24 protein-coding genes and 1 tRNA gene are annotated in these 25711 nt (G+C 67.0%); 11 read left to right on the top strand and 14 right to left on the bottom strand.

Features of this window, described 5'->3' with window-relative positions; translation table 11 throughout:
* Nucleotides 1-60: 60 nt before the first annotated feature.
* The 4 genes from hutU to hutI are packed head-to-tail and all read right to left on the bottom strand — an operon-like array spanning nucleotide 61 to nucleotide 5337.
* On the bottom strand, nucleotides 61-1728 hold the full coding sequence (gene hutU, locus ACS0OT_RS12560; RefSeq protein WP_065186172.1) for a urocanate hydratase: 1668 nt from the start codon (nucleotides 1726-1728) through the stop codon (nucleotides 61-63).
* A complete protein-coding gene (hutG, locus tag ACS0OT_RS12555; RefSeq protein ID WP_005417319.1) occupies nucleotides 1725-2579 on the bottom strand; it encodes an N-formylglutamate deformylase in 855 nt (284 codons plus the stop codon). The genes hutU and hutG overlap by 4 nt, the downstream gene beginning before the upstream one ends.
* Nucleotides 2576-4117 carry a histidine ammonia-lyase gene (gene hutH, locus ACS0OT_RS12550; protein ID WP_005417317.1) on the bottom strand — a complete coding sequence of 514 codons (1542 nt, stop codon included), beginning with the start codon at nucleotides 4115-4117 and terminating at the stop codon, nucleotides 2576-2578. The genes hutG and hutH overlap by 4 nt, the downstream gene beginning before the upstream one ends.
* Nucleotides 4114-5337 carry an imidazolonepropionase gene (gene hutI, locus ACS0OT_RS12545; protein ID WP_139727324.1) on the bottom strand — a complete coding sequence of 408 codons (1224 nt, stop codon included), beginning with the start codon at nucleotides 5335-5337 and terminating at the stop codon, nucleotides 4114-4116. Before hutI ends, hutH begins: the two co-directional genes overlap by 4 nt.
* Nucleotides 5338-5404: 67 nt before the next feature.
* Between hutI and ACS0OT_RS12540 the strand changes: the two genes are divergently transcribed.
* The 3 genes from ACS0OT_RS12540 (at nucleotide 5405) to ACS0OT_RS12530 (ending at nucleotide 8210) form a co-directional block, all read left to right on the top strand.
* Nucleotides 5405-6775, top strand: a complete 1371-nt coding sequence (locus ACS0OT_RS12540) for a formimidoylglutamate deiminase (protein WP_139727323.1) — start codon at nucleotides 5405-5407, stop codon at nucleotides 6773-6775.
* Between the two features lie 27 nt (nucleotides 6776-6802).
* Nucleotides 6803-7531 (top strand): histidine utilization repressor, encoded by a 729-nt coding sequence (gene hutC / locus ACS0OT_RS12535; RefSeq protein WP_065178642.1) that lies wholly within the window; start codon nucleotides 6803-6805, stop codon nucleotides 7529-7531.
* 286 nt (nucleotides 7532-7817) lie between these two features.
* A complete protein-coding gene (locus tag ACS0OT_RS12530) occupies nucleotides 7818-8210 on the top strand; it encodes a type II toxin-antitoxin system HicB family antitoxin (protein WP_005417308.1) in 393 nt (130 codons plus the stop codon).
* A gap of 165 nt (nucleotides 8211-8375) precedes the next feature.
* On the opposite strand, the gene ACS0OT_RS12525 is transcribed toward ACS0OT_RS12530, so the two are convergent.
* From ACS0OT_RS12525 to ACS0OT_RS12515, 3 genes are all read right to left on the bottom strand, one after another.
* A complete protein-coding gene (locus ACS0OT_RS12525; RefSeq protein ID WP_164229469.1) occupies nucleotides 8376-9380 on the bottom strand; it encodes a restriction endonuclease in 1005 nt (334 codons plus the stop codon).
* Between the two features lie 236 nt (nucleotides 9381-9616).
* Nucleotides 9617-10108, bottom strand: a complete 492-nt coding sequence (locus ACS0OT_RS12520) for a phasin family protein (RefSeq protein WP_053497278.1) — start codon at nucleotides 10106-10108, stop codon at nucleotides 9617-9619.
* Nucleotides 10109-10189: 81 nt separating this feature from the next.
* Nucleotides 10190-10465, bottom strand: coding sequence for a polyhydroxyalkanoic acid system family protein (locus ACS0OT_RS12515; RefSeq protein ID WP_087922984.1), 276 nt, complete (start codon nucleotides 10463-10465; stop codon nucleotides 10190-10192).
* A 125-nt stretch (nucleotides 10466-10590) separates the two neighbouring features.
* On the opposite strand from ACS0OT_RS12515, the gene ACS0OT_RS12510 reads away from it, so the two are divergent.
* The 4 genes from ACS0OT_RS12510 (at nucleotide 10591) to aroA (ending at nucleotide 15298) form a co-directional block, all read left to right on the top strand.
* Complete coding sequence (locus tag ACS0OT_RS12510) at nucleotides 10591-11397, top strand: FHA domain-containing protein (RefSeq protein WP_442255836.1); 807 nt, start codon at nucleotides 10591-10593, stop codon at nucleotides 11395-11397.
* A gap of 180 nt (nucleotides 11398-11577) precedes the next feature.
* Nucleotides 11578-12663 (top strand): 3-phosphoserine/phosphohydroxythreonine transaminase, encoded by a 1086-nt coding sequence (gene serC / locus ACS0OT_RS12505; RefSeq protein WP_164229468.1) that lies wholly within the window; start codon nucleotides 11578-11580, stop codon nucleotides 12661-12663.
* A 51-nt stretch (nucleotides 12664-12714) separates the two neighbouring features.
* Nucleotides 12715-13914 carry a prephenate dehydratase gene (gene pheA, locus ACS0OT_RS12500; RefSeq protein ID WP_005417297.1) on the top strand — a complete coding sequence of 400 codons (1200 nt, stop codon included), beginning with the start codon at nucleotides 12715-12717 and terminating at the stop codon, nucleotides 13912-13914.
* Nucleotides 13915-13990: 76 nt separating this feature from the next.
* Nucleotides 13991-15298 carry a 3-phosphoshikimate 1-carboxyvinyltransferase gene (gene aroA / locus ACS0OT_RS12495; protein ID WP_065186167.1) on the top strand — a complete coding sequence of 436 codons (1308 nt, stop codon included), beginning with the start codon at nucleotides 13991-13993 and terminating at the stop codon, nucleotides 15296-15298.
* Nucleotides 15299-15484: 186 nt separating this feature from the next.
* On the opposite strand, the gene ACS0OT_RS12490 is transcribed toward aroA, so the two are convergent.
* Nucleotides 15485-16057 (bottom strand): energy transducer TonB, encoded by a 573-nt coding sequence (locus tag ACS0OT_RS12490; protein WP_065186166.1) that lies wholly within the window; start codon nucleotides 16055-16057, stop codon nucleotides 15485-15487.
* A gap of 119 nt (nucleotides 16058-16176) precedes the next feature.
* Nucleotides 16177-16815 carry an energy transducer TonB gene (locus tag ACS0OT_RS12485; protein WP_442255835.1) on the bottom strand — a complete coding sequence of 213 codons (639 nt, stop codon included), beginning with the start codon at nucleotides 16813-16815 and terminating at the stop codon, nucleotides 16177-16179.
* Between the two features lie 113 nt (nucleotides 16816-16928).
* On the opposite strand from ACS0OT_RS12485, the gene serS reads away from it, so the two are divergent.
* Nucleotides 16929-18209 carry a serine--tRNA ligase gene (gene serS, locus ACS0OT_RS12480; protein WP_139727319.1) on the top strand — a complete coding sequence of 427 codons (1281 nt, stop codon included), beginning with the start codon at nucleotides 16929-16931 and terminating at the stop codon, nucleotides 18207-18209.
* Nucleotides 18210-18350: 141 nt separating this feature from the next.
* Here the strand turns inward: serS and ACS0OT_RS12475 are convergent, their stop codons facing one another.
* Both ACS0OT_RS12475 and ACS0OT_RS12470 read right to left on the bottom strand, forming a co-directional pair.
* Nucleotides 18351-18701 carry a ligand-binding protein SH3 gene (locus ACS0OT_RS12475; protein ID WP_442255834.1) on the bottom strand — a complete coding sequence of 117 codons (351 nt, stop codon included), beginning with the start codon at nucleotides 18699-18701 and terminating at the stop codon, nucleotides 18351-18353.
* Nucleotides 18702-18838: 137 nt separating this feature from the next.
* On the bottom strand, nucleotides 18839-19426 hold the full coding sequence (locus ACS0OT_RS12470; protein WP_061478956.1) for an FMN-dependent NADH-azoreductase: 588 nt from the start codon (nucleotides 19424-19426) through the stop codon (nucleotides 18839-18841).
* A gap of 126 nt (nucleotides 19427-19552) precedes the next feature.
* On the opposite strand from ACS0OT_RS12470, the gene ACS0OT_RS12465 reads away from it, so the two are divergent.
* Both ACS0OT_RS12465 and ACS0OT_RS12460 read left to right on the top strand, forming a co-directional pair.
* Entirely contained in the window at nucleotides 19553-20545 is a 993-nt protein-coding gene (locus ACS0OT_RS12465; RefSeq protein ID WP_005410175.1) for a LysR family transcriptional regulator, read from the top strand.
* Nucleotides 20546-20700: 155 nt separating this feature from the next.
* Nucleotides 20701-20790: transfer RNA gene (locus tag ACS0OT_RS12460), tRNA-Ser, on the top strand.
* 43 nt (nucleotides 20791-20833) lie between these two features.
* Here the strand turns inward: ACS0OT_RS12460 and ACS0OT_RS12455 are convergent.
* From ACS0OT_RS12455 to acuI, 3 genes are all read right to left on the bottom strand, one after another.
* Nucleotides 20834-21319 carry a DUF6713 family protein gene (locus tag ACS0OT_RS12455; protein WP_239499498.1) on the bottom strand — a complete coding sequence of 162 codons (486 nt, stop codon included), beginning with the start codon at nucleotides 21317-21319 and terminating at the stop codon, nucleotides 20834-20836.
* Nucleotides 21320-21346: 27 nt separating this feature from the next.
* Entirely contained in the window at nucleotides 21347-24100 is a 2754-nt protein-coding gene (locus ACS0OT_RS12450) for a UvrD-helicase domain-containing protein (RefSeq protein WP_065186164.1), read from the bottom strand.
* 151 nt (nucleotides 24101-24251) lie between these two features.
* The gene (gene acuI / locus ACS0OT_RS12445) at nucleotides 24252-25241 is read right to left on the bottom strand and encodes an acrylyl-CoA reductase (NADPH) (protein ID WP_065186163.1); all 990 of its coding nucleotides are present in this window, start codon (nucleotides 25239-25241) and stop codon (nucleotides 24252-24254) included.
* Between the two features lie 101 nt (nucleotides 25242-25342).
* Between acuI and ACS0OT_RS12440 the strand changes: the two genes are divergently transcribed.
* On the top strand, nucleotides 25343-25690 hold the full coding sequence (locus ACS0OT_RS12440) for a winged helix-turn-helix transcriptional regulator (protein ID WP_049471387.1): 348 nt from the start codon (nucleotides 25343-25345) through the stop codon (nucleotides 25688-25690).
* The last annotated feature ends 21 nt before the right edge of the window (nucleotides 25691-25711 follow it).

Here is a 25711-nt window from a genome sequence, read left to right as displayed (position 1 = left end):
CATGGCTCGGCTCTACAGGTGTTTCCGGGTAGTGCCGGCCGCTGGCCGGCACCCCTGCGATCAGCCCAGGATCCCCGGTAGATCCAGTCCCTTTTCCTTCGCGCAGTCGATCGCGATGTCATACCCCGCATCGGCGTGGCGCATGACGCCGGTGGCCGGGTCGTTCCACAGCACGCGGCCAATCCGCTTCGCCGCTGCCTCGGTACCGTCGCAGACGATCACCATGCCGGCATGCTGGGAGAAGCCCATGCCCACGCCGCCGCCATGGTGCAGCGAGACCCAGGTCGCGCCGCTGGCGGTGTTGAGCAGGGCGTTCAGCAGCGGCCAGTCGGACACCGCGTCGGAGCCATCGGCCATCGCTTCGGTTTCGCGGTTTGGCGAGGCCACGCTGCCGCTGTCCAGGTGGTCACGTCCGATCACCACCGGCGCCTTCAGTTCGCCGTTGGCGACCATCTCGTTGAACGCCAGTCCGAGTCGATCGCGATCACCCAGGCCGACCCAGCAGATGCGCGCCGGCAGGCCCTGGAACTTGATCTTCTCGGCGGCCATGTCCAGCCAGCGGTGCAGGTGGGGATTGTCCGGAATCAGTTCCTTCACCTTGGCATCGGTCTTGGCGATGTCTTCCGGGTCGCCACTCAGTGCTGCCCAGCGGAACGGGCCGATGCCGCGGCAGAACAGCGGGCGGATGTAGGCCGGCACGAAGCCGGGGAAGTCGAACGCGTTCTCCACGCCTTCTTCCAGCGCCATCTGCCGCAGGTTGTTGCCGTAGTCCACGGTCGGCACGCCGAGTGCGTGGAAGCCGAGCATGGCGCGGATATGGTTGGCCATCGACGCGCGCGCTGCTTTCTCCACTTCCTTCGGCGCGGACACGCGCTTTTCGTCCCATTGCTCGACGGTCCAGCCCTGCGGCAGGTAGCCGTTCACCGGGTCGTGCGCGGAGGTCTGGTCGGTCAGCAGGTCCGGCTTCACGCCGCGCTTGAGCAGTTCGGCCAGCACGTCGGCGACGTTGCCGAGCAGGCCCACCGACTTCGGCGTGCCGGCCTTGCAGGCTTCATCGATCAGGCGCAGCGCTTCGTCCAGGTTGTCGGTCCAGGTGTCCAGGTAGCCGGTGCGCAGGCGCATGTCGATGCTGCTCTTGCGGCACTCGACGGCCAGGCAGGAGGCGCCGGCCATCACGGCGGCCAGCGGCTGTGCGCCGCCCATGCCGCCGAGGCCACCGGTGAACAGCCACTTCCCGGTCAGGTCGCCACCGAAATGCTGGCGCCCCATCTCCACGAAGGTCTCGTAGGTGCCCTGCACGATGCCCTGCGCGCCGATGTAGATCCAGCTGCCTGCGGTCATCTGGCCGTACATGGCCAGGCCCTTCCTATCCAGCTCGTTGAAGTGGTCCCAGTTGGCCCAGCGCGGTACCAGGTTGGAATTGGCGATCAGCACGCGCGGCGCATCGGCGTGGGTGCGGAACACGCCCACCGGCTTGCCCGACTGCACCAGCAGGGTCTGGTCGTCGTCCAGGCGCTTGAGCGTTTCGACGATGGCATCGAAGCTCTCCCAGTCGCGTGCGGCGCGGCCGATGCCGCCGTACACCACCAGTTCCTGCGGGCGCTCGGCCACATCGGGGTGCAGGTTGTTCATCAGCATGCGCAGCGGCGCTTCGGTCAGCCAGCTCTTGGCGTTGAGCGTGGTGCCGGTCGGCGCGGCGATGGTGCGGGACGGGTCGTTGCGGGTCATGCGGCGCTCCGGTTCGTAGCGAATTCAAGGCAGGCATTGAGCACCTGCGCCAGGGTGTGGCGCAGCGGTGCGGCGTGGTCGGGGTCGAGCGGCGTGGGCCAGCTGTGCTCGTCCACCTGGTCCGGCAGGGGTTCGTGCATGTAGCCGCGGCAGGCCAGCTCCATCTGCAGGCTGTGCACGCCGCCGGCGATGTTGCTGTAGTGGCGGGTGATCCAGCCACCCTTGAAACGGCCGTTGCGCACCTGGCTCATGCCACTGATCTTCAGCAGGTTCTCCACCACGTCGCTCAAGGCGTTGTCGCAGGACGTGTCAGGTGCGCCGGACGGGCCAGCGGTGCCCAGGTTGAACTGCGGCAGCTCCCCGTCGAACAGATGCGGGATGTGTGAGCGGATCGAGTGCGCGTCGTACACCACCACGGTGCCGTGGCGTGCACGCAGGCGCGTGATCTGCGAAGCCAGCGCATCGTGGTAAGGCAGGAAATACGTGTCGCGGCGACGGGCGATTTCTGCGTCGTCCGGTTCGCGCCCGGCGTGGTACAGCGGCTGGTTGTCGAAGGTCGTCAGCGGGCACAGGCCGGTGGTGTTTTGGCCCGGGTACAGCGACACGCCGCTGGGATCGCGGTTGAGGTCGATCACCGAACGCGAGATTGCCGAGCGCACCGTGGTCGCGCCCATGCCACGCACGAAGTCGTACAGCTCGTGCACCCACCAGTCGGCGTCGCGGCGTGCCAGCCACGGCGAGTGGTAGTCGCCGATCAGGTCGTGCGGCAGCTCGCTGCCGGTATGCGGGAAGCTGACGATGAGGGGGGCGTCGCCCTCGTGCACCGTCAGCCATTCGGGAAGGGTCGTCATGCCTGCGGTTCCACGGTCGGCAACAGATCGCCCAGGCCCTGCGCCAGCGCACCGCTGCGCACCAGATTCGTGGCGGTCACCATGTCCGGATGGAAGTAGCGGTCTTCTTCCAGTGTCGGCACCTGCGCACGCAGGCTGGCGCGCACGCTTTCCAGCGCGGCACTGGAGCGCAGCGGGGCGTGGAAGTCGCAGCCCTGTGCTGCGGCCAGCAGTTCGATACCGATCACGTTGGCGGCGTTCTCGGCCATCTGCATCAGGCGGCGTGCGCCGTGCGCGGCCATCGACACATGGTCTTCCTGGTTGGCCGAGGTCGGGATTGAATCAACGCTGGCCGGGTAGGCGCGCTGCTTGTTTTCCGAGACCAGTGCAGCCGCGGTCACCTGCGGAATCATGAAGCCGGAATTCAGGCCCGGGCGCGGGGTCAGGAACGCCGGCAGGCCGGACAGCGCCGGGTCCACCAGCATCGCCAGGCGGCGCTCGCTGATCGAGCCGATCTCGCACACCGCCATCGCCAGCATGTCGGCGGCGAAGGCGACCGGCTCGGCGTGGAAGTTGCCGCCGGACAGTGCTTCGCCGGTGTCGGTGAACACCAGCGGATTGTCGGAGACGCCGTTGGCTTCGATTTCCAGCGTGGTCGCGGCCTGGCGCAGGATGTCCAGCGCCGCGCCCATCACCTGCGGCTGGCAGCGCAGGCAGTACGGGTCCTGCACGCGCACATCGTTGTCGCGGTGCGATTCGCGGATGTCCGAGCCCTGCATCAGCGCGCGCAGCGTCGCGGCAGTGGCAATCTGCCCGCGCTGGCCGCGGATGGCGTGGATGCGCGGGTCGAACGGCGTGTCCGAGCCCTTGGCCGCTTCCACCGACAGCGCGCCGGTGACCAGTGCGGCCTGGAATACGGTCTCGATCTCGAACAGGCCGGCCAGCGCGTAGGCGGTGGAGAACTGCGTGCCATTGAGCAGCGCAAGGCCTTCCTTCGCTCCCAGTTCGATCGGCTGCAGGCCGGCACGTGCCAGGGCATCGACCGCCGGCAGGCGCTCGCCATCGATGAAGGCTTCGCCCACGCCCAGCATCACGCTGGCCAGGTGCGAGAGCGGCGCCAGATCGCCCGAGGCACCCACCGAGCCTTGTGCCGGCACCACGGGCAATACGCCCTTGACCAGCATCGCTTCGAGCAGCAGCAGGGTTTCCTCGCGAATGCCCGATGCGCCCTGCGCCAGGCTGACCAGCTTCAGCGCCATCATCAACCGCACCACGCTGGCCGGCATCGGCTCGCCCACCCCGGCGGCATGCGAGAGCACGATGTTCCGCTGCAGGGTGGCCAGGTCTTCGCGCTCGATGCGCACGCTGGCCAGCTTGCCGAAGCCGGTGTTGATGCCATACACCGGTGCGCCTTTGGCGACGATGGCGGCGACGGCTGCGGCACTGGCGCGCACCACCGGCAGCGCGGCCGGGTCCAGTGCAAGCGGCGCACCGCGATAGACCTGCCGCCATTGGGCGAGAGTGACATGGCCGGGGCGAAGAACCAGGGTGTTGCTCATGTGTTGCTCCAGGAGGCAGGCAGGTCGGGCTGGCCGCGCACCACGCGCGCGTGCAGCGGGTTGAATCCAATGCGATAGACCAGGTCGGCAGGGGCGTCGATGTCCCAGATCGCCAGGTCACAGTCCATGCCGACGGCGAGGCGGCCGATGCGCTCACCATGGCCGAGCGCGCGCGCTGCTTCACGGGTGAAGCCGGCGATGCACTCGTCCACGGTCAGGCGGAACAGGGTCGCGCCCATGTTCATCGCCAGCAGCGGGCTGGTCAGCGGCGAGGTGCCCGGATTGCTGTCGGTGGCCAGCGCCAGCGGCACGCCGGCCGCACGCAGCGCGGCGATCGGCGGCAGGGTGGTATCGCGGGTGAAATAGAAAGCACCGGGCAGCAGCACGGCGACGGTACCGGCAGCGGCCATCGCGGCGATCCCGGCATCGTCCAGATGTTCGATATGGTCGGCCGACAGTGCACCGAAGCTGGCCGCCAGTTCGGCACCGTGCTGGTTGCTCAGCTGTTCGGCGTGGATCTTCAACGCCAGTCCGTTCGCGCGGGCGGCCTCGAATACCTGCCGCGCCTGCGCGGGCGAGAAGGCGATGTTCTCGCAGAACACGTCCACCGCTTCGGCCAGGCCTTCGGCAGCAATGGCCGGAATCATCACCTCGCACACCTCGTCGGTGTACTCCTGTGCCTCGCGGCCCGGCGGAATCGCGTGTGCACCGAGGAAGGTGGTCACCACGTTGACCCGGCATTGCTCGCCCAGCGTGCGTGCAACCTGCAGCTGCTTGCGTTCGTCGGACAGGGTCAGGCCGTAGCCGGACTTGATCTCGATCGTGGTCACGCCTTCGGCGCGCATCGCCAGCAGGCGCGGGCGGCTCTCGCTGGCCAGTTGCTCGGGCGTGGCAGCGCGGGTGGCGCGCACGGTGGAGACGATGCCGCCGCCGGCACGGGCGATCTCGGCATAGCTCACGCCCTGCAGGCGTTGCTCGAATTCGTTGGCGCGGTTACCGGCGTAGACCAGGTGGGTGTGGCAGTCGATCAGGCCCGGCGAGATCCAGCGGCCTTCGCCATCGATGCGGGTGGTCGGCTGCAGCTGTGCATCGCTGCCGGCCGGGCCGACGTGGACGATGCGGCCCTCGGCGCAGGCCAGTACGCCATCGCGGATGACACCCAGGCCCTCGCCATCGAGGGTGATCAGGTGGACGTTGGACCAGAGGGTATCGACGTGCATGGCATCCACAACGCGGCTGTGCTTATATGTCTATACAATATAGGTGTCCATTTCGGGTTGTCCAGCCATGTCCGATTCGCGTTCCCCGCACTGTTTCCATGCCGCCCACGCCCTCCTGGCCGATGGCTGGGCCCGTGATGTCCGCCTGCAGGTACAGGACGGTCGTATTGCGGCGATCAGTACGGGGCAGGGCGCCCAGCACGGCGACACCCGCGCCGGCATCCTGGTGCCGGGCCTGCCCAACCTGCACAGCCATGCCTTCCAGCGCGGCATGGCTGGCCTGACCGAGATCGGCGGCGGTGACGGTGACAGCTTCTGGAGCTGGCGCGAGCTGATGTACCGCTTCCTGGCCCACCTGCGTCCGGACGCGGTGCAGGCCATCGCCGCCCAGGCCTACATGGAAATGCTGGAAAGCGGCTTCACCCGCGTCGGCGAGTTCCATTACCTGCACCACGACGCCGATGGCCATGCCTATGCCAATCGCGCCGAGATGAGCGCGCGGATTGCCGCTGCGGCCGATCAGACCGGCATCGGCCTGACCCTGCTGCCGGTGTTCTACGCGCATGCCGATTTCGGTGGCGCGCCGCCGAATCCGGCGCAGCGCCGCCTGATCCACGACGTGGACGGTTTCGCGCAGCTGCTGGACGCCGCCAAGCCGGCGTTGGCCGCGCTGCCCGATGCGGTGCTCGGCATTGCACCGCACAGCCTGCGTGCGGTCACCGGCGAGGAACTGGGCGCGTTGCTGCCGTTGACCGACGGCCCGGTGCACATCCATATCGCCGAGCAGGTGCGTGAAGTCGAGGCCTGCCTGGCCTGGAGCGGCCAGCGCCCGGTGCAGTGGCTGTACGACCATGCACCGGTCGATGCGCGCTGGTGCCTGGTGCATGCCACCCACATCACCGATGACGAGCGCGCGGCCATCGTCGCCAGCCAGGCTGTGGCCGGCCTGTGCCCGATCACCGAAGCCAATCTGGGCGACGGCCTGTTCCCGATGCAGGCGTTCGCCCGCGAGGGCGGGCGCTTCGGTGTCGGTTCCGATTCCAATGTGCTGATCGATGCAGCTGAAGAACTGCGCCTGCTTGAGTACGGCCAGCGGCTGACCCTGCGCGGACGCAACGTGCTGGCGCCGGATGCCACCCGCAGCACCGGTCGTTTCCTGTTTGAAGGTGCATTGCACGGTGGCGCACAGGCGCTGGGCGTGGCCGCTGGCCTGCAGGTGGGCGCCAGTGCCGATCTGGTCGAACTGGATGCCGCACACCCGGCGCTGCAGGCGCGACAGGATGACGCATGGCTTGACAGCTGGGTGTTCGCCGCACGTAATGGCGCGCTGCGATCGGTCTGGCGGCATGGCCGCCAGTGCGTGGCCGACGGCCGCCACCTGCAGCGCGAGGCGATCACCACCGCCTTCGCCGCCGCCCTGAAGGGCGTGCTGGGCTGATCGTCTCCGCCACCGGGATCCCATTACGTGAAGGCCAGCAAGTCCGCCACGCTCAACCAGCGTATCCGCAGCGATCTGGAAAGCCGCATCCTCAGTGGGGAGTGGGCGCCGGGCTTCCGGATTCCGTACGAGCACGAACTGATGGAGCAGTACGGCTGCTCGCGGATGACGGTGAACAAGGTGCTGACCGCACTGGCCGAGAGCGGCATGATCGAACGCCGCCGTCGTGCGGGTTCATTCGTGGCGCGTCAGCCGCCGCACCTGGAGCAGGTAGCGCTGGAGATTCCCGATATCGCGATGGAGGTCGGTTCGCGCGGCCACCAGTACGCGTACCGCCTGCTGCAGCGCGAGCTGCGCCTGGCCGACGGCGGCAATGCCGGTGAAATGGAGCTGGCCGGCAGCGAGAAGCTGCTGGCGATGCGCTGCCTGCACCTGGCCGATGGCCGTCCGCTGGCGCTGGAGCATCGCCTGATCAGTCCGGTGGGCGTGCCCGAGGTACTGGAAGTCGATTTCAGTACCACCGCGCCGGGCAGCTGGTTGCTGCAGAACGTGTCCTGGACGCGCGCGCAGCATCGCATCAGTGCCTGGGGTGCGGACACCGCCACGGCCAGGCTGCTGGACGTGAAACCGGGCACCGCCTGCCTGGTGATCGAGCGCCTGACCTGGCGCGGTGAACAGCCGATCACCCGCGTGCGCCAGGTGTTCCTGGGGGATGCCTGGGACCTGGTTGCGCGCTTCGCGCCGGGCGCTCGCTAGGGATTCCATCCACGCATGGCGTGGATCTACTGGTCCGGTACGGCTGTCGTCTTGAACTCTGTTGGTGCGTGTGTGCGATGTGTATCGTCCCTGCATGAAGAGCAGGGACCTCATCCGGGGTCTGGAGGCGGCAGGTTGGACCTGTTGCAGGATTCGCGGATCCCATCATGTATTCGTGCACCTCGCAGTGGCCTCACATCATCACCGTGCCTCACCCCAGAAAGGATCTGGGCAAGGGGCTGGTTCAGGCGTTGCGGAAGCTCGCAGGACTGACGTAGGAGGTCCCATGCGCTATCCAGTCTTGATTGAGGCCGGCGATGAACGCACCGCGTGGGGGGTCATCGTTCCCGATCTGCCGGGGTGCTTCTCGGCAGCCGACACGCTTGACGATGCACTCAGCGCGGCCGAGGAGTCTGCGCTTGCCTGGATCGATGCGGCCCTGGATGAGGGGCGCTCGATTCCGAGTCCTTCTGCGCCACAGAAGATCGTCGCCGAGGCTCCCAGTGGTACGGCCTGGATTCTTGCCTACATCTGCATTGATCCATCTCTGCTGGACGACACCATCGAACGGGTCAACATCAGCCTGCCGCGTCGCATCCTGGCCAGGCTGGATGCGCAGGCCAGGGCGGCCGGCGAATCCCGCTCCAGTTACATCGCCCATCTCGCAGCATTGGGCTGAGCGGGCGCCCTGTAGAGCCCAGCCCATGGTCGGCTGCTGTTCGCGCGTTGCGCGATGAGTCGAGCGTGGCTCGACTCTGCAAAGGCATCCACGCATCGCGTGGATCTACCAGAGATTCGTGTGTCGGGATTCAGTAGGTCCACGCCATGCGTGGATGTTGCCCCATCAATACGTAGCGCACTGCCGCCAGCGCACCGGCTCATCCACGCCGGGGCGGGCATTGAGCTGGATGCGCACGTTGCGCAGGGCAGGGTAGTGCAGCACTTCCTCACAGACCTGCGGCCAGACCTTTTCCAGTTCACCGGTGCGGTTGATCGCCAGCGTCTGCCGGGTCAGCCAGACACCGCTGGCGATGCCGGGCTTGCCAGCCAGGGCACGGGCCAGATCGGCCTGGTAGCGATCCAGCGTGGCTGCATCCGGATTGGGGTTGCTGCGCGGGTCGGCCGCCGGGGCGACGGCAGCCGCGGGTGAAGAGGCGGCCGGGAGCACTGCCGCGGTGCCAGCAGGTTCCGCCGCAGGCGCGGTTGAAGGCGTCGCCACCACCGACGCTGCAGCAACCGGCGCGGCCTCTTCCACACGCAGGCCCTGCAGGCCCAGGCCAACCAGCAGCCCCAGCGTTGCCGAACCCAGTGCGGCGATGGCGATGCGGCGCAGCGCTTCGTGCCGGGCGCTGGCGCGCACGCGCGCTTCGATGTCGCCGGGCAGGTAAGGCTGCAGCAATGGCCACAGGCGCGGGCCGTCCAGCACTTCAACCGCCTGCTTCTCGGCGGCGCTGCGGCCGTCGCGCTCGATGCGGCCTTCGGTCAGCAGCACGCCGCCCTTGGCGCCGGCCAGGCGCGCGGCCGCACCCAGCTCGTTCACTGCGGCGGTGCCGATGCGGTAGGCCAGGCCATGCTTGCACGACACCAGCCAGTGGTTGGGGCCATCGCTGAGCATGAAATCGCTGCTTGGCTCGCGGGCTTCTTCCGCCGGATCGATCAGTTCACGCAGGCCGCGCTGTTCGCGCAGCATGCGCTTGACCAGAACGGAGAATTCGCGCCAATGCATGCCCGCCAGGGCCTGCAGGCCGAGTTGCATCTCCTTCTGCCGCCGCTTGACCCACCACAGATAGACAACGGCCAGGAAACAGCTAAGCAGGGCCGACAGCAGGGCCAGGATCCAGGGGAGCATGCAGGAGTAGGGCGGAAGGGGCGAAAGCGGAGAACGACAGTGTAAAGGTCGCGGTGCCTGGCCGGGTCAGGATGTTCCTGACAGAAAGCGTGATGGAGCACGCAGATCGGCGTACAGCGGGCACGAAAAACCCGCCAATCCTGAAGCCGTGAGGGGAGGGAACAAACGGCAGCCGAAGCGATTGGCGGGTTGCTCGCGATTGTCAATCAATTTTTATTGCATTGCAACAATCGTGGTCAGGGCACGCTGTCCGGTGACTGATGGCTGCCCGGAGCAGGGGCATCGGTGCCGGACGCGGCGCGGTTTTCCAGCTTGGCCAAGCGCGCGTGCAGGGCATCAATGCGCGCCTCCAGCGCGGTCACTTCGTCGGCGGTGGGTACATGCAGGCGCTTGAGTACGCCCTGCACCTGGTCATCGAAGGCCTTCTCGACCTTGTTCCAGGTGCCGGAGGCCTTCTCGCGGGCCTCGTCCAGCGAGGTCTCGACATTGTCACGCCAGCCCGGGCCCTGGTCGCCGTTGCGTTCACGGCGGCGGGCTTCCCAGGCTTCGCCTTCCTTCACAAGGCCGTCGAAGAAGCGGCTGCCCTCGGCCTGGGCGCGACCCAGCGCACCCAACCCGGCCAGCCAGACCTGCTGGGCCGAATCGCTCAGCTTGCGCGAGAAGCGCTCGGCCTGGTCACCGAAAGAGGCATCGTCGTTGCGGCGGTCGTCGTTCTCGTAGTGGTTCATCGCACTTCCCGTGGGAGTTGGGCCTGCCCCCGAGAGTAGCGCGCACCGGCGTTGCACGGCCGTGACGGCCGCCGCCGGGGTTCAGCCCAGCTTTTCCTTCAGCACACGCTGGATCTCGCCTTCGACCATGCCCTTCATCGCCGACAGCAGGAAGCCCAGTTTGGCGGTTACGCGCACCGCGCCCGGCTGCAGTTCGATCACACCGTCCACGCCGCTGCCGGAGAAGTTCAGTACGTCGGCGGTCCAGGACGACTTCAGGCCAAAGCGCTCGGACAGCTTGGCAGCGACCTGTTCGATCGCGGCGCGCGCCTGTGCATCGGGCAGGGCGTGGGCGTGGCGGACATCGATGGTGGACATGCAGGCTCCTGGCGCAGGGCGGGGATGGTCGAAGAGGGCAAGCATTGTGCGCATCAAGGGCCGCCGCGCCAAGCACTCATCGTGGGTTCTTCTTCGTTGGCGACCAACCTGCTAGGCTGCGCCGCGTGCAGAACCTGCTTGTTCACTTCAGTCAACAACAACAGCCCGACCAGCCCTTGCGGCCCGGGGTGCAGCGCATCGTGCGCCAGGCCAACGGCAGCGTGCGGCTCGGAGATCCTGGCCACGGCGCACTGCTGCTGGCCCAGTTCTGCATGGATGATCGCGGCCTCTGGCTGCAGGTCGGCAACGGCATCCGCGGCGTCCACGTCAACGGTCGCCCGGTACGCCGGATGGCCCTGCTGCGTGCAGGCGATGCGGTGTATGTGGATGGCGTGGAGATGGTCCTGCAGGGCGAGGTCGAAAGCCTGCTGCAGGCGCCTGCGCCGAAAGCCGAAGATGGCAGCGACGAGCAGCAGCGGCTGCTGCGCGGTGTCGGCGGTCTCCATCATGGCCGCAGCTTCACCCTGTCGCGGGCCCGCCTGATCGGGCGTGGCAACGAGGCCGACATCGCCATCGATGACCCGGCTTTTGCCGAGCAGCATGCCCGCGTGGAAGTGCACGGCGAACGCGTGCTGCTGCGCGATCTCGGCAGTGCCGACGGCACCCGCGTCAATGGCGTGGCCGTGCGCCATTGCTGGCTGCAGGCCGGCGACCAGGTGGTGTTCGATGGCCAGCACCGTTTCGTGCTGGAAGTGCCGCATGATCCGCGCCGACGGTCGTTGCCGGTCGAGGACGAGTCGGGCGAGGACGTGGAACAGGCGCCGGTGCTGCCGGCCGCGCCGCGCAGGGTGCGGCGCTGGCCGGGGCTGCTGGTCAGTGCGCTGCTGCTGGCCGCGCTGCTCAGCCTGCTGCTCTGGTTCGGCGCGCGCTGACGGTAGGGCCGGCCGCTGGCCGGCAACCGCCGCCCCGAATCCGTTAGGTTGCCGGCCAGCGGCCGGCACTACCCGGTCGCGTTGCCGATGGATTCCAATGAAACCAAATTTCCCTTGCCGCACAAGGCCGCAAGGCTGGTGCACTGCGGCATACTAGGGGTCTTGCCCCACAGGTGTGACATGACGCGCGCGTTCAACTTCAGTGCCGGCCCTGCGACCTTGCCGGAATCGGTCCTGCGCCAGGCGCAGGCGGAAATGCTGGACTGGCACGGGTCCGGCGCTTCGATCGTGGAAATGAGCCATCGCGGCGCGGAATTCATGTCCGTGGCCGCCGAGGCCGAGGCCGACCTGCGTCGCCTGCTCGATATCCCCGAAGACTACGCGGTGCTGTTCCTGTCCGGTGGTGCCACCACCCAGCAGGCGTTGATCCCGCTGAACTTCGCCGCCCCCGGCCAGCGTGCCGACTACGTGGTCAGTGGCCACTGGGGCAAGACCGCGGTCAGGCAGGCCGGTGTCTACGTGGACGTCAACATCGCCGCCAGCAGCGAGGCCGATGGCTATCGCACGCTGCCGCCGCGCGCCGACTGGCAGCTGTCACCCGATGCCGCCTACGTGCACATCACCGCCAACGAGACCATCCACGGCGTCGAGTTCCGTGATGTGCCCGACACCGGCAACGTTCCGCTGATCGCCGACTTCAGCTCGTCCATCGCCAGCGAGCCGCTGGACGTGCGCCGCTACGGCGTGATCTATGCCGGCGCGCAGAAGAACCTGGGCCCGGTCGGCATCGCGGTGATGATCATCCGCCGCGACCTGCTCGAGCGCAGTGGCCAGCCGCGCGCGGACATCTTCGATTACCGCTCGCATGTCGCCCGCGATTCGATGCTCAATACCCCGCCAACCTGGAACTGGTACCTGGCCGGCCTGGTGTTCAAGTGGATGCTGGCCGAGGGCGGCGTGGCCGAGTTCGCCAGGCGCAATGCCGCCAAGGCCGCGCTGGTGTACGGCGCCATCGACGGTTCCGGCGGCTTCTACCGCAATGAGGTTGCACACGCGGCCCGTTCGCGGATGAACATCCCGTTCTTCCTGCCCGATGCCGATCTCGATGCCCGCTTCGTGGCCGAGGCCAAGGCCGCTGGCCTGCTGGCGCTGAAGGGGCACAAGGTCGTCGGTGGCATCCGTGCCTCGCTCTACAACGCCATGCCGCTGGCCGGGGCCGAGGGGCTGGTCGCCTTCATGGCCGATTTCCAGCAGCGTCACGGCTGAGCAATGAACGGCGCGCACCGTCGGGTGCGTGCCCCGCAACAAGGAATTCCGATGGCAAGCAGCAAATCCAGCAAGAAGGCGCCGAAGAAGGCCGAACCGGCCAAGGACAGCGTGCCCACCAAGGCGAAGGGCAAGGCCAAGGCCACCTCGAACCCGGCACCCACCCTGGCGCCGCTGGCGCTGGCCGATGTGCGCTCGAAGATCGACCAGATCGACCGCGACATCCAGAGCCTGATCGCCGAGCGCGCGCGCTTCGCCCACCAGGTCGGCAAGGCCAAGGGCAAGCTGGCCGCTGCCGTCGACTACTACCGCCCCGAGCGCGAAGCGCAGGTGCTGCGCATGGTGGTGGACCGCAACGAAGGCCCGCTCAGCGATGAACTGCTGGTGCACGTCTACCGCGAGATCATGTCGGCCTGCCTGGCCCAGCAGGAGCCGCTGAAGATCGGTTACCTCGGCCCGGAAGGCACCTTCAGCCAGCAGGCCGTGCTCAAGCACTTCGGCCGCTCGGCGCTGGGCCTGCCGATGGCCAGCATCGAAGAGGTGTTCCAGGAAGTGGAAGCGGGCAACGCCGATTTCGGCGTGGTGCCGGTGGAGAATTCGGGGCAGGGCACCATCCAGATCACCCTGGACATGTTCCTGACTTCCAACCTGAAGATCTGCGGCGAAGTGGAACTGCGCGTGCAGCAGTACCTGATGTCGCGCAGCGGCCGCATCGAGGACATCGAGCGCATCTACGCGCATCCGCAGTCGTTCATGCAGACCTCGGCGTGGCTGCGCGCCAACCTGCCGAAGGCCGAGAAGATTCCGGTGTCGAGCAACGCCGAAGGCGCGCGTCGTGCGCGCAACGCCGACGACGCGGCGGCCATCGGCGGCGAGAGTGCCGGCCACGTGTACGGCCTGAAGAAGGTGGTCACCAAGCCGATCCAGAACGATGCCGACAACACCACCCGCTTCCTGGTGGTGGGTCGCAACATTTTCCCGACCTCCGGGCACGACCGCACCTCGGTGCTGGTGTTCATCCATGACAAGCCCGGTGCGCTGTTCGACGTGCTCAGCCCGTTCGCCCGCCACGGCATCAGCATGAACCGCATCGAGTCGCGGCCGTCACACCACGGCAAGTGGGAGTACGGTTTCTTCATCGACCTGGCCGGCCACATCGACGACGCGCCGATGCAGGCTGCGCTGGCCGAACTGGAAGCGCACTCGGCGCAGATCAAGGTGCTGGGCTCCTATCCGGTGGCCGTGCCCTGAGTGCTGCTGCGGCGGCAACAGCCGCCACTCCCTGATGCATCGCCGGCGCTGCCGGTGTTTACGGAATGATCGAACGATGAGCAACGCGCAACACTGGATAGCCCGCAAGGGCCAGCCGCTGCAGGGCAGCCTGACCATTCCCGGCGACAAGTCGGTCTCGCACCGCTCGGTGATGTTTGCCGCGCTGGCCGATGGCACCTCGCACATCGAGGGCTTCCTGGAAGGCGAAGACACCCGCGCCACCGCGCGCATCTTCAGCCAGCTGGGGGTGCGCATCGAAACCCCCAGCCCGTCGCAGCGCATCGTGCATGGGGTGGGTATCGACGGCCTGAAAGCACCGCAGGCACCGCTGGACTGCGGCAATGCCGGTACCGGCATGCGCCTGCTGGCGGGCCTGCTGGCAGGCCAGGCCTTCGACTGCACGCTGATCGGCGATGAATCGCTGTCCGGCCGACCGATGCGCCGCGTGACCGGCCCGCTGTCGCAGATGGGCGCAAGGATCGACACCCAGGACGACGGCACGCCGCCGCTGCACGTGCATGGTGGCCAAGCGCTGCACGGCATCGATTTCGCCTCGCCGGTGGCCAGTGCGCAGGTCAAGTCGGCGGTGCTGCTGGCCGGGCTGTATGCGCAGGGCGAAACCAGCGTGACCGAACCGCACCCGACCCGCGACTACACCGAGCGCATGTTGTCCGCATTCGGCGTGGACATCGCGTTTTCGCCGGGCAAGGCCCGCCTGCGCGGTGGCCAGCGCCTGCGCGCCACGGATATCGTGGTACCCGCCGATTTCTCTTCGGCCGCGTTCTACCTGGTCGCCGCCAGCATCATTCCCGGTTCCGAGCTGCGCCTGAAGCAGGTCGGCCTGAATCCGCGTCGCACTGGCCTGCTGCATGCGCTGCGCCTGATGGGTGCGGACATCAGCGAAGAGAACCCGGCAGAACAGGGCGGTGAACCGGTGGCCGACCTGGTGGTGCGCTACGCCCCGCTGAAGGGCGCACGCATTCCGGAAGAACTGGTGCCGGACATGATCGACGAGTTCCCGGCGCTGTTCGTGGCCGCCGCGGCCGCCGAGGGCCAGACCGTGGTGAGCGGTGCGGCCGAACTGCGAGTGAAGGAATCCGACCGCCTTGCGGCGATGGCCACCGGCCTGCGTGCGCTGGGCATGCAGGTGGACGAGACCGAAGACGGCGCCACCCTGCACGGCGGCGTTCGGCTGGGGAGTGGCACCATCGAAAGCCACGGTGACCACCGTATTGCCATGGCGTTTGCCATTGCCGGCCAGATCAGCGACGGCGAAGTGCGCATCAACGACGTCGCCAACGTCGCCACCTCCTTCCCGGACTTCGACGGCCTGGCACGCAGCGCCGGCTTCAACCTGGCCTGATCGGCCGATCAGGTTTTCCGGTAGGTGCCAACCATGGTTGGCACGCGCCCCCTGTCCGGTAGGTGCCGACCTCGGTCGGCGCGCTCACATCGCCCGGTAGGTGCCGACCTTGGTCGGCACGCTTCTCCGCATAAAAGGACGGAGGCCGAAGCCTCCGTCTAAACATCACGAACCCCTCGTCCGCGATCAACGCTGTCCGGTACGGAAATCCACCGGGACCCGCACCACACTGGCCACTGCACGGCCTTCATGCATCGCCGGCTGGAACTTCCAGTTCTGCACGGCGTTCAGCACCGCACGATCCAGGTCACGGCTGCGCTCGCCGCTGCGCGAAACAATCGCAGCATTGGTGACCTGGCCGCGGGCATCGACATTCAGGCTGGCGATCACGCTGCCCTGCACGCCATTGCGCAGCGCGGCAGCGGGGTAGGTCGGCTTGCTGTTGCCTGCCAGCGGGCGTGCCTCGCGATTGCGTACGGCAGGGGGGGCCTTGCGCTGGTTGCCGGCCGCTGCGGCCTGGCGGGCCGCAGGCTCTTGTACATCGGCGACCGGCGCCTGCTCGGGCGCGGGCAGCATGCGCTCGCCGACCGGTGCCGGCGCCACGTCTTCCTGGTTCGAGTGACGCAGCCAGAGCAGCGCGGCGGCAAACATCGCCACGATCAGCGCGATCCACATCCAGGGCGACGTGGGCTTGTGCTGTTCGCTGGCGTCCTGCTGCAGCTGCGGCGAATGAAGGTCTTCGTGGGTGGTGGCGGTCATCGCAAACTCCTTCCGTCAATGGACGACGGGGAGAGTGTTGCGCGGGCCAGTGGCGGGAAGTGTCAGCGTTGCGTCAACGCGACCGGCAGGGTTCAGTTTGCCTGCCGGGAAACGTTCAGTTACTGGGTCTTGAAGTCGAACGGCACTTCAATGCTGCCCGGTACGGCCTGGCCGTTGCTCTGCGCCGGGGTGAAGCGCCAGCGGCGCACCGCATCGGTCGCGGCACGGTCGAGCTCGCGTGAGCCGCTGCGCTGGATCACCGTGGCATTGTTCGGATAGCCGGTGGCATCCACGTCCACGCGCACCACCACGCTGCCGGTCTCGCCGGCGCGCAGCGCGGCGGCCGGGTAGGCCGGTGGAGGCGACTGGCCGGCGATCGGCATCGGCTGGCTGTTGCCTGTAGCAGCCGGCGCCGGGGCCGGTGCGACCGGGGCCGCTTCAGCGACGGGCGCCGGCGGTGGCGGCGGGGTTTCGACCAGCTTCGGGGCTTCCTCCTCGACCGGGGCCGGCTTGGCATCGGGCATGTCGCTGGAACCGGCGGCCGCAGCCAGCGGTTCGGGCAGCGGTTCCACCTGCGCCGTCGCCTGCGGGGTCTGTGCGGCCGGGTCGGCGCGGAAGAATTCCTTGTCGCGACCGGTGTACCAGACCAGCACGAACAGCAGCACGCCCACGCCGAAGGCGATGCCCGCGATCTTCAGGGCGTTGCGCGGGATATGCACGGTAAACGACTTGGCGGACGACGAGCGGGGTGCAGACATGGACCGGACCAGTACGGAATGCCCCGATTCTGCCACGGCGGGAATGAACCGGGCGGCAGAAATCCGTATAACAAGCGATAATCCCATCCCTGATACCCACCACGACACCTGCCATGCTTGATCCAGCCCTGCTCCGCCACCAGCCCGCCGACCTCGCCGAACGCCTGCGCACCAGCCGCGGCTTCGAGCTCGACGTGTCTGCCCTGGAGTCCCTGGAGGCCGATCGCAAGCGCATCCAGGTGCGTACCCAGGAGCTGCAGAGCCTGCGCAACAGCCGTTCCAAGGCTATCGGCCAGGCCAAGGCCAAGGGCGAGGACGTGTCGGCCATCATGGCCGAGGTCGCTGCATTCGCCGACGAGCTGAAGGCCTCGGAAGTGGCGCTGGACGAGCTGCGCGAGAAGATCGAAGCGATCTCTATGGGGATTCCGAACCTGCCGGCCGATGACGTGCCGGCCGGTTCCGACGAGAACGACAATGTCGAGCAGGCGCGCTGGGGTACTCCGCGCCAGTTCGACTTCAAGGTGCTCGACCACGTTGAGCTGGGTGCGCGCAACGGCTGGCTGGACGGCGAGACCGCGGCCAAGCTGTCCGGCTCGCGCTTCACCGTACTGCGCGGCCCGATCGCGCGCCTGCACCGTGCGCTGGCCCAGTTCATGGTCGACCTGCACACCGGTGAGCACGGCTATGAGGAAACCAACGTGCCGCTGCTGGTCAACGCCGATTCGCTGCGTGGCACCAGCCAGCTGCCGAAGTTCGAGGACGACCTGTTCAAGACCGCCGTGGGCGACTCCACGCGGTACCTGATCCCGACCTCGGAAGTGCCGCTGACCAACATCGTGCGCGACGAGATCGTCGACGCCGAGCGCCTGCCGCTGCGCATGACCGCCCACTCGATGTGCTTCCGTGCCGAGGCCGGCAGCGGTGGCCGCGACGTGCGCGGCATGATCCGCCAGCACCAGTTCGAGAAGGTCGAGCTGGTCTCGATCAGCCGCCCGGAAGACAGCGACGCCGAGCACCAGCGCATGACCCGCTGTGCCGAAGTAGTGCTGGAAAAGCTGGGCCTGCCGTACCGCAAGGTGCTGCTGTGCACCGGCGACATGGGCTTCTCGGCCATCAAGACCTACGACCTGGAAGTCTGGCTTCCGTCGCAGGAGACCTACCGCGAGATCTCCTCGTGCTCGAACTGTGGTGACTTCCAGGCCCGCCGCATGCAGGCGCGCTGGCGCAACCCGGCCACCGGCAAGCCTGAGCTGGTGCATACCCTGAACGGCTCGGGCGTGGCGGTTGGCCGCGCGATGATCGCGGTGATGGAGAACTACCAGAACGCCGACGGCAGCATCACCGTGCCGGAGGCCCTGCGCCCGTACATGGGCGGCCTGGAAACCATCGCCTGATTCTCTGGCTGGGTGGGTGCCATGCTTGCATGGCACCGTATCCACGCATGGCGTGGATCTACTTGAGGATGTTGCACGCGCCGGGAATGAATTCAACGATGCCCCAGTAGATCCACGCCATGCGTGGATGAACCCCCGCGATCACTCCACAGCGCGCAGCTTCTCCAGCGGTACCCATCCCGGTTCGCCGGTCTCCGGCACGCACCACGCCCAGCCATTGAGGGGGCGCAGCCCGCGCAAGATCTGCCCGGGATCCACATCCAGCTCCCGCGCGCAGTAATCCTCCGTGGCATAGGCGTCACCCTGCGCATCGTGACCGATCACCGGCGCCGGCACGAAACCGGGCTGCTGCCCTTCGGCTTGGCACAGGAACCAGTCTTCCCAGCCCTCCGGGCCTTCATAACGTTCGCCCACCACCAGCGCCTGGCCACGGCGCAGGGTGATCGGGTGCGGAAATTCGCTGCGGTGCGCAGCCGTCACGATGTAGTTCATGCCCCCAGCCTAGCGCGTCGCAAAAGAAAACGGCCCCGCACAGCGGGGCCGCCAGGGTGGGCCGGGATGGGGGAGGGGATCCCGGCCCGCGTTCAGCGCCCAGACGAGGAGAGAGGGGCGCCGAACGTTGGAACGCGTTATGCGGCGACGGGTTCGGCCGCTTCGTGCGACGGCAGTGCTGCCAGCGCACCGGCGATGGCGTCTTCACGGTGCTGCGGCGAATAGGCGATGCCCTCGGCGCGCACGAATTCGACCTCGTTGATGCCCATGAAGGCGAACACCTGGCGCAGGAACGGCTCCTGGAAGTCGGCCGGCGAGTCGGTGTAGATGCCGCCACGGCTGCTGGCGATGATCACCCGCTTGCCACCGGCCAGTCCCACCGGGCCGTTCTCGGTGTACTTGAAGGTGCGGCCGGCCACGGCCACGCGGTCGATCCAGGCCTTCAGCGTGGACGGAATGCTGAAGTTGTACATCGGCGCGCCGATCACCACGATGTCGGCGTCCAGGAACTGCTGCATCACCTGTTCAGCATCGGTCGCCTCGGCCGCGTCGGTCCTGGCCAGCGAGCTGCTGCGCAGATGCGGTACCGGATTGGCGTCAAGATCGCGATAATCGACCTGCAGGCCATCAATCTGGCTGGCGAAGCGGGCGACCACGGCGGCCGACAGCTGGCGCGAGACGGAGTTGTCGCCAAGCACGCTGGCGTCGAGATGCAGAAGCTTCATGGCAGTCACCTGTGTTCTGGGAGGAAGGGGCGGGGGGCCCCGCCGACGGAGAGAACGATAGGTTGTTGCAAAGGCGGGATAAAGGTGATTGAATGCCACGTATTGTTCTAGATATGGAACTCGGGTATGCATGACCTGAATGACCTGTATTACTTCGCGATGGTGGTCGACCACGGCGGATTCGCCGCCGCCGAGCGCGCACTGGGTATTCCCAAGTCGCGCCTGAGCCGCCGCATCAGCCAGCTGGAAACCGACCTGGGCGTACGCCTGCTGCAGCGCTCCACGCGCCGTTTCGCGGTCACCGATGTCGGCACCAGCGTGCACCGCCATGCGCAGACGATGCTGGCCGAGGCCCAGGCCGCACGCGAAGTGGTGGACCGCCTCAGCGCGGAGCCGCGCGGTGTGGTGCGCGCCAGCGTGCCGGTGTCACTGGCGCAGATGCAGCTGCCCAAGCTGCTGCCCAAGTTCCTTGAGCAGTACCCGAAGGTGCGGCTGCAGCTGAACATCAGCAACCGCCGCGTGGATATCATCAATGAAGGCTACGACGTCGCCCTGCGCGTGCGTTCGCGCCTGGATGACGACGGCAGCCTGGTGATGCGCAGCTTCGGCCAGGTGCAGGAACTGCTGGTGGCCAGCCCCAAGTACCTGGACCGCGCCGGACGCCCCAAGGACCCGGAAGAGCTCACCCAGCACGTCACCCTCAGCATCAGCGAAGACGAAGCACGCCAGCGCTGGGAACTGCATGGCCCGGAAGGCGAAGTGCGCCGGGTCGACTTGCAGCCGCGCGTGGCCGGTTTCGACTTCCCGCTGCTGCAGAGCATGGTTAAGGACGGTTTCGGCATCACCATGCTGCCGGAGACCGTGTGCGCCGACGCCGTGCGCAACGGCGAGTTGGAAGTGGTGCTGCCGGACTGGTCGCTGCCGCAGGGCGTGTGCCACGCCGTGTTCGCTTCGCGCCGCGGCCTGCTGCCGGCGGTGCGCGTGTTCATCGACTTCCTGGCCGAGCACCTGCCGCCGCAGCTGGAGGCCTCGCGCCTGGATTGCGGTGGCGCCTGTGAAAAGGCCAAGGAGCGGATCAAGGCCAGTGCGCTGGGTGCGCTGGCGGTGGATGCGGGCTGAGAGGTCTTGAAGGCAGCGCCGGGCGATGTCCGGCGTTGCTGTTCTACGGCGAAGGCCCCACCGTGCCGGATGCGGAGGGCAGGGGCATGGTGGTCTTGGGCAAATGCCCGTCACGTGCGAGAATACGGCGCTGCCCGGGCGACCGGGACCCGATTGGAGAGATGGCCGAGCGGTTTAAGGCACCGGTCTTGAAAACCGGCGAAGGGTCAAACCTTCCGTGGGTTCGAATCCCACTCTCTCCGCCAGTTGATTCAAAGAGCCCCTGGATTCAGGGGCTTTTTCGTCTCGTCAGTCCACGCCATCGATCTGCACGCGAGCCGGGGTAGCACGGCGGCCTTGCATGAGGAGCCCGACGCCGGCCACGAGGCAGGCCGCCAGCGTTGCGATGGAGAGCGGAAGCAGGAACTCGTCACGACCGGCCGCGGCGAAGCCCACATGAATCATGGCGGTGCCGGCGCCAACTGTCCCGCACAGGCTGGCATACGCCCGCGCGGAGGGCTTGGCCAGCACAACCTGGCGATAGCCATGCAGCAGGGCGCCCACAGCGATCAGGTTGAAAGCCAGAAACCCCTGGATGCCGCCGGGAACGCCGAACAGGGCCCACTCGTGCCAGAACGCTGCATCAATCTGGTGCAGGAGCAACGCCAGCAGTGTTGCCAGATACCACCGTTCCATGGGGTCGTCCATTTGAATGTCGGCAAAGTCTAGCAGCCGGAGTGAGTAGTCGATCTCCGCCTGGGCGAAGCTCACGGTGACGGTGAGGGCAGTGCGCACATCGCCAGGTAAGCGCAGAGAATACGCTCACCCACGACGCTCACCCTTCGGCTTGTTATGGCACAACGGGTAACTCGAGCACGACCGGAACGCCCCATGCGGCCCATTGCGGTCCACGAACACGCCCACCTTGCACACCGGGCAGCGCTCTTCGTGGATGGCCGCGCCTGAAATCGCGGTCACTTCTACGGCCCCGTCCTTCACCAGCTCATCCAGGAATGGCGAGTGCCTGCCCTGCAGGGTGAACATCGCAACCGACCGTCGCGCACGCGTCAGCGCGACATAGAACAGGCGCCGTTCTTCGCTCAGCGGATAGGTATCGCCGTCCGGCATCGCCAGCGAAAGCACCGGGTCATCCGCGCGCAGGTTCGGGAAGCTGCGGTTGATCATGCCCGGCAGGATCACGTAGTCCGCCTCGCGCCCCTTCGATCGATGTGCGGTCAGGAACTCGACGTCCATCGTGCTGCCAAAGGCCGTCTTCCAATCCGAAGGCACTGCACCGCGATCCGCGCGATACCGCCCCAGAACAAAGACCGTCACGCGTCCATTGCGGCCCTGCGCCACCGCGCCTGACAACAGTTGCTGGTGCAGCTTCGAAAGGTACTGGCGAACGCCATCCTGCACCTCCTCACGCCGGTTCATCTGGAACGCCTGCAGCACCGGGCCGACTGCCGGCGCAGCAGAGCGGACCTTCTTGGCCATCTGCGCGGGGTTGCGGCTGATGAAGCGGCTGGAGACGTCGCACAGTGCCTGCGGGCAGCGGAACGTCTGCTCCAGTTTCAGCACCTGGCCATGCCCCATCCATTCACGGAATCCGGTCATCACCGAAACGTCGGCGCCAGCGAAGCGATTGATCGATTGCCAGTCATCGCCCACCGCAAACAGATAGCGGCCCGGTTGGCTGACCAGCGCACGGCAGAGGCGCGCACGGGCGCGCGAGGCATCCTGGAATTCGTCGGCCATCACCAGATCGTAGGGTGATTCATAGTGGCCCTGTTCCAGCAGCCCGGCGGCCATGTTGAGCATGTCCTCGAAGTCGATGCTGCGCTCGTCAGCCAGCGCGTTGTCCCAGGCCTGGAAAACCGGCCCGGCGATCTCCAGGAAGCGCCGGTAGCGTTCCTTGAACTGATCCTCGGGCATCTGCCGCAGGCGCGCCGCCATGTCATCCAGCGTCAGGCAGTTGCTCTTGGCATGCGCAATGAAGGTGCGCATCAGGCCAATCAGGTCTGCATCCGGCATCGGCTTGGCGCCCTGGTCAGGCAGCTCGCGGTCCGGGTGCGGGTCGAGTTCGACACCAGACGCACCCAGCCGCTCGGCAAGATGCTGCAGGGCCTGTCCACTGCGCAGGCCGAACGACGTCGTTTCGACCAGTGCGGTGCCGCGTGCCGCATGCTGCTGCCGCTTCCAGTGCATCCCTTCGCTGTAGTTGGCAAAGTGCTTCGGCGGATGGCCATCGGCATCCAGCGCAAAGTGCTCGTGATACAGCCGGGCGTCCGGATAGTAGAAGTCCGGACGATACTGGCGGTGGGTATCCGTCGCGGTATCGAACTCGTAGCGCCGCTCGTAGTCGTACGCCACTCCGTTGTAGAACAGCCAGTCGGCGATGACGCACTCTTCCAGGCTCTTCACCCGCTCACCCTGCAGTGTACGTATGTAGGGTGTGCCATCGCGGTCGTAACCATCGGCCATCATGTCGGCACCCAACGGCGGCAGATCGCGTCCGAACACCAGGCGGAACATGTCCCACTGGGTGCGGAAGTGGGTCGAACGGTCCTTCAGGTCGTCCACCAGTTCGGCCAGCTTGTTGAAGCCCAGCGTTGCGTCGACCGCCCATTCCGGGATATCGGGCTTGCGCCCTGTGGCCTTGGCGATGAGGGACAGGCCCAGGGCGTGGAAGGTCCGGGCTTCCACCACGGTGTCGCCCATGCCGAGCCGGTCGAAGCATCGCTGCGCGCGCTCTTCCAGCTCCTTGGCGGCGTCCTTGTTGAAGGCGAGCATCACGATCCGTTCGGGCTCCACGAAGCCGCGATCGATGGCATAGGCGGCCTTGGCAACCATCGTGGAGGTCTTGCCAGAGCCGGCCGCGGCCACGACCTGCACCCGGTTGTCGAAGCAGATGACGGCGCGGGCCTGCTCCGCGGTCAGCGGCCTGCTCTCGACCCGGTCCAGGAAGGGCTTGGCCAGACCCAGTTCACGGGTCGCCATTGCCTCATTGGCGTCCGCCCACATGGCGGGCCAATCCAGCTGCCAGTCGTGCAGTGCATCCAGTGCCATGCGGTGGCGGTCCGAGTGCAGGTCGTCATGCACCTCCTCGTCGAGGAACAGCTGCTCCAGCTCGGCTGACGGGAGGGGCAGGGACGGGCGTTCGGCCAGCAACGCCTGCTGCTGTTCGTACGTGATCCAGCGGCGGCCGGTGGTGCCTCGGTCGGTAAGCGCATCTGCCTCGGCCAGCCACGCCTGGATCTGCGCCAGAACGTGCTCAAACAGTGCCTTGCGCCCTCGTCTGGAGCGCGCGAAAAGCACGTGCTGAACGGCAGCGGCAAGCCGGGAGCCCTGGCTGTTCGGCAGCCCATCCACGGACAGTGCTTCACCGTGCTCGGTCGTCAGTTCGACCCGGGACCAGAGCACGCCGCGAACGACCCGCACGCTGTGTTCGTTCGCCACATGCTGGTGGTATTGCCTGCCGTCGATCAAAAGCGCGAGCTGTTCGCCATCCAGCCGCAACTGCCAGTCCGGCGAGCGGGTGACACGCTGGCCCCAGACCGAGGGGCGCCATTCCATAGACATCCAGATACTGCCTTGCGTACGTCACCGGGCGTAAAGCGCCCTTGCCGCCCCATGATAAGGCGGCTTGGCGTGGCACGCTGCGTTTTCCGGTCAGTCGCGCGCGTGAGCCAGCGATGGCATTGCACCCTCGCCAGCGCGACAGGCCTCAGGCGTTCACATCCACGACGATGCGGCCGCGCACCTTGCCGGGGATGATCTGCTCATAGACATCCAGCACCTCGGCGAGGCCGATCTGCTGCACGGTGCTTTCCAGCTTTTGCGGGTCCAGGTCGGTCGCAAGCCGATCCCAGGCGCGCTGGCGAACCTCTTGTGGGGCATTCACCGAATCCACGCCGGCCAGGGTCACGTTGCGCAGGATGAAGGGCAATACCGAGCCGTGCAGAGCGTCGCTCTGCGCCAGGCCGCACGCGGCCACGGCACCGCGATACTTCGTCTCGGCGATGGCGTTGACCAGGGTAGGGCCGCCGGCCACATCCACCACGCCGGCCCAGCGTTCGGCACTCACCGGCCGCTCGCGCGGCTCCGAAAGCTGCGCACGATCGATGATCTCGGCCGCACCCAGGTTGTGCAGATACTCAGCATGCTCCGGGCGTCCGGTGGCGGCTACCACGCGATAGCCCAGCTTCGACAGGATCGCCACCGCAATCGAGCCGACGCCACCGTTGGCGCCAGTCACCAGCACATCGCCCTTCTCGGGCGTCACCCCGGCATGTTCCAGGGCCAGCACGCACAGCATCGCGGTATAGCCAGCGGTGCCGATGGCCATGGCATCGCGGGTGCTCAGGTTGCCGGGAATCCGGTTGAGCCATTCGCCGCGTACGCGGGCGCGCTGTGCCAGGCCGCCGTGGTGGCCCATGCTCAGGTCCCAGCCATTGAGCACGACGCGGTCGCCTGGCTTGAAGTCGGCCCTGCTGGATTCCAGCACCACGCCTGCCAGATCGATGCCGGGAATGAGCGGGAATGTCCGGATGATCGGACTCTTGCCGGTGAGCGCAAGCGCATCCTTGTAGTTGAGCGTGGAGTACTCGACCTGCACCAGGACGTCGCCGTCCATCAGGTCCGCCTCGTCGAAATCGACCAGCTCGGTCGAAAGCTGGTTGTTCGTCTTGCCGGTCAGCAGGGCTTTGAACGTCATGGATGGCCTCACATTGATGGAATGGGGCCATGCTAGGCTCGTGCCACTATTGCAACAAGAACGATGATTTTCCGTAGGTACTATGGTTTTCCGGAGTATGCATGCGTAGCAAACGGTGGGACGGCAAAAGCGGTTGCGCGGTGGAAGTCACGCTGTCGGTGATCGGCGGCGTGTGGAAGCCGATCATTCTTTTTCACCTGATGACCGGCAAGCGGCGTTTCATGGAACTGACGCGGCGGGTGCCCAATGCCACCCAGTCCATGCTGACCAGCCAGTTGCGTGAACTGGAAGCCGATGGCGTGGTGATCCGCCACGTGTATCCGGAAGTGCCGCCGAAAGTGGAATACGAGCTGTCCGAGTTCGGCCGCACGCTGGCGCCGGTGCTGCTGGCGATGCGCGAGTGGGGCGAGACCTACCGCGGCTATCAGAGCACCCAAGGCGATAGCTGAAGGCTGCGCGGCGTTGCGCTT

Source organism: Stenotrophomonas maltophilia group sp. RY12688 (assembly GCF_052149045.1).
In the GTDB taxonomy this organism is placed as follows: Bacteria; Pseudomonadota; Gammaproteobacteria; order Xanthomonadales; family Xanthomonadaceae; genus Stenotrophomonas; species Stenotrophomonas sepilia.
Note: the sequence above shows the minus strand (reverse complement) of the source record. Positions and strands in the feature narration are given on the sequence as shown.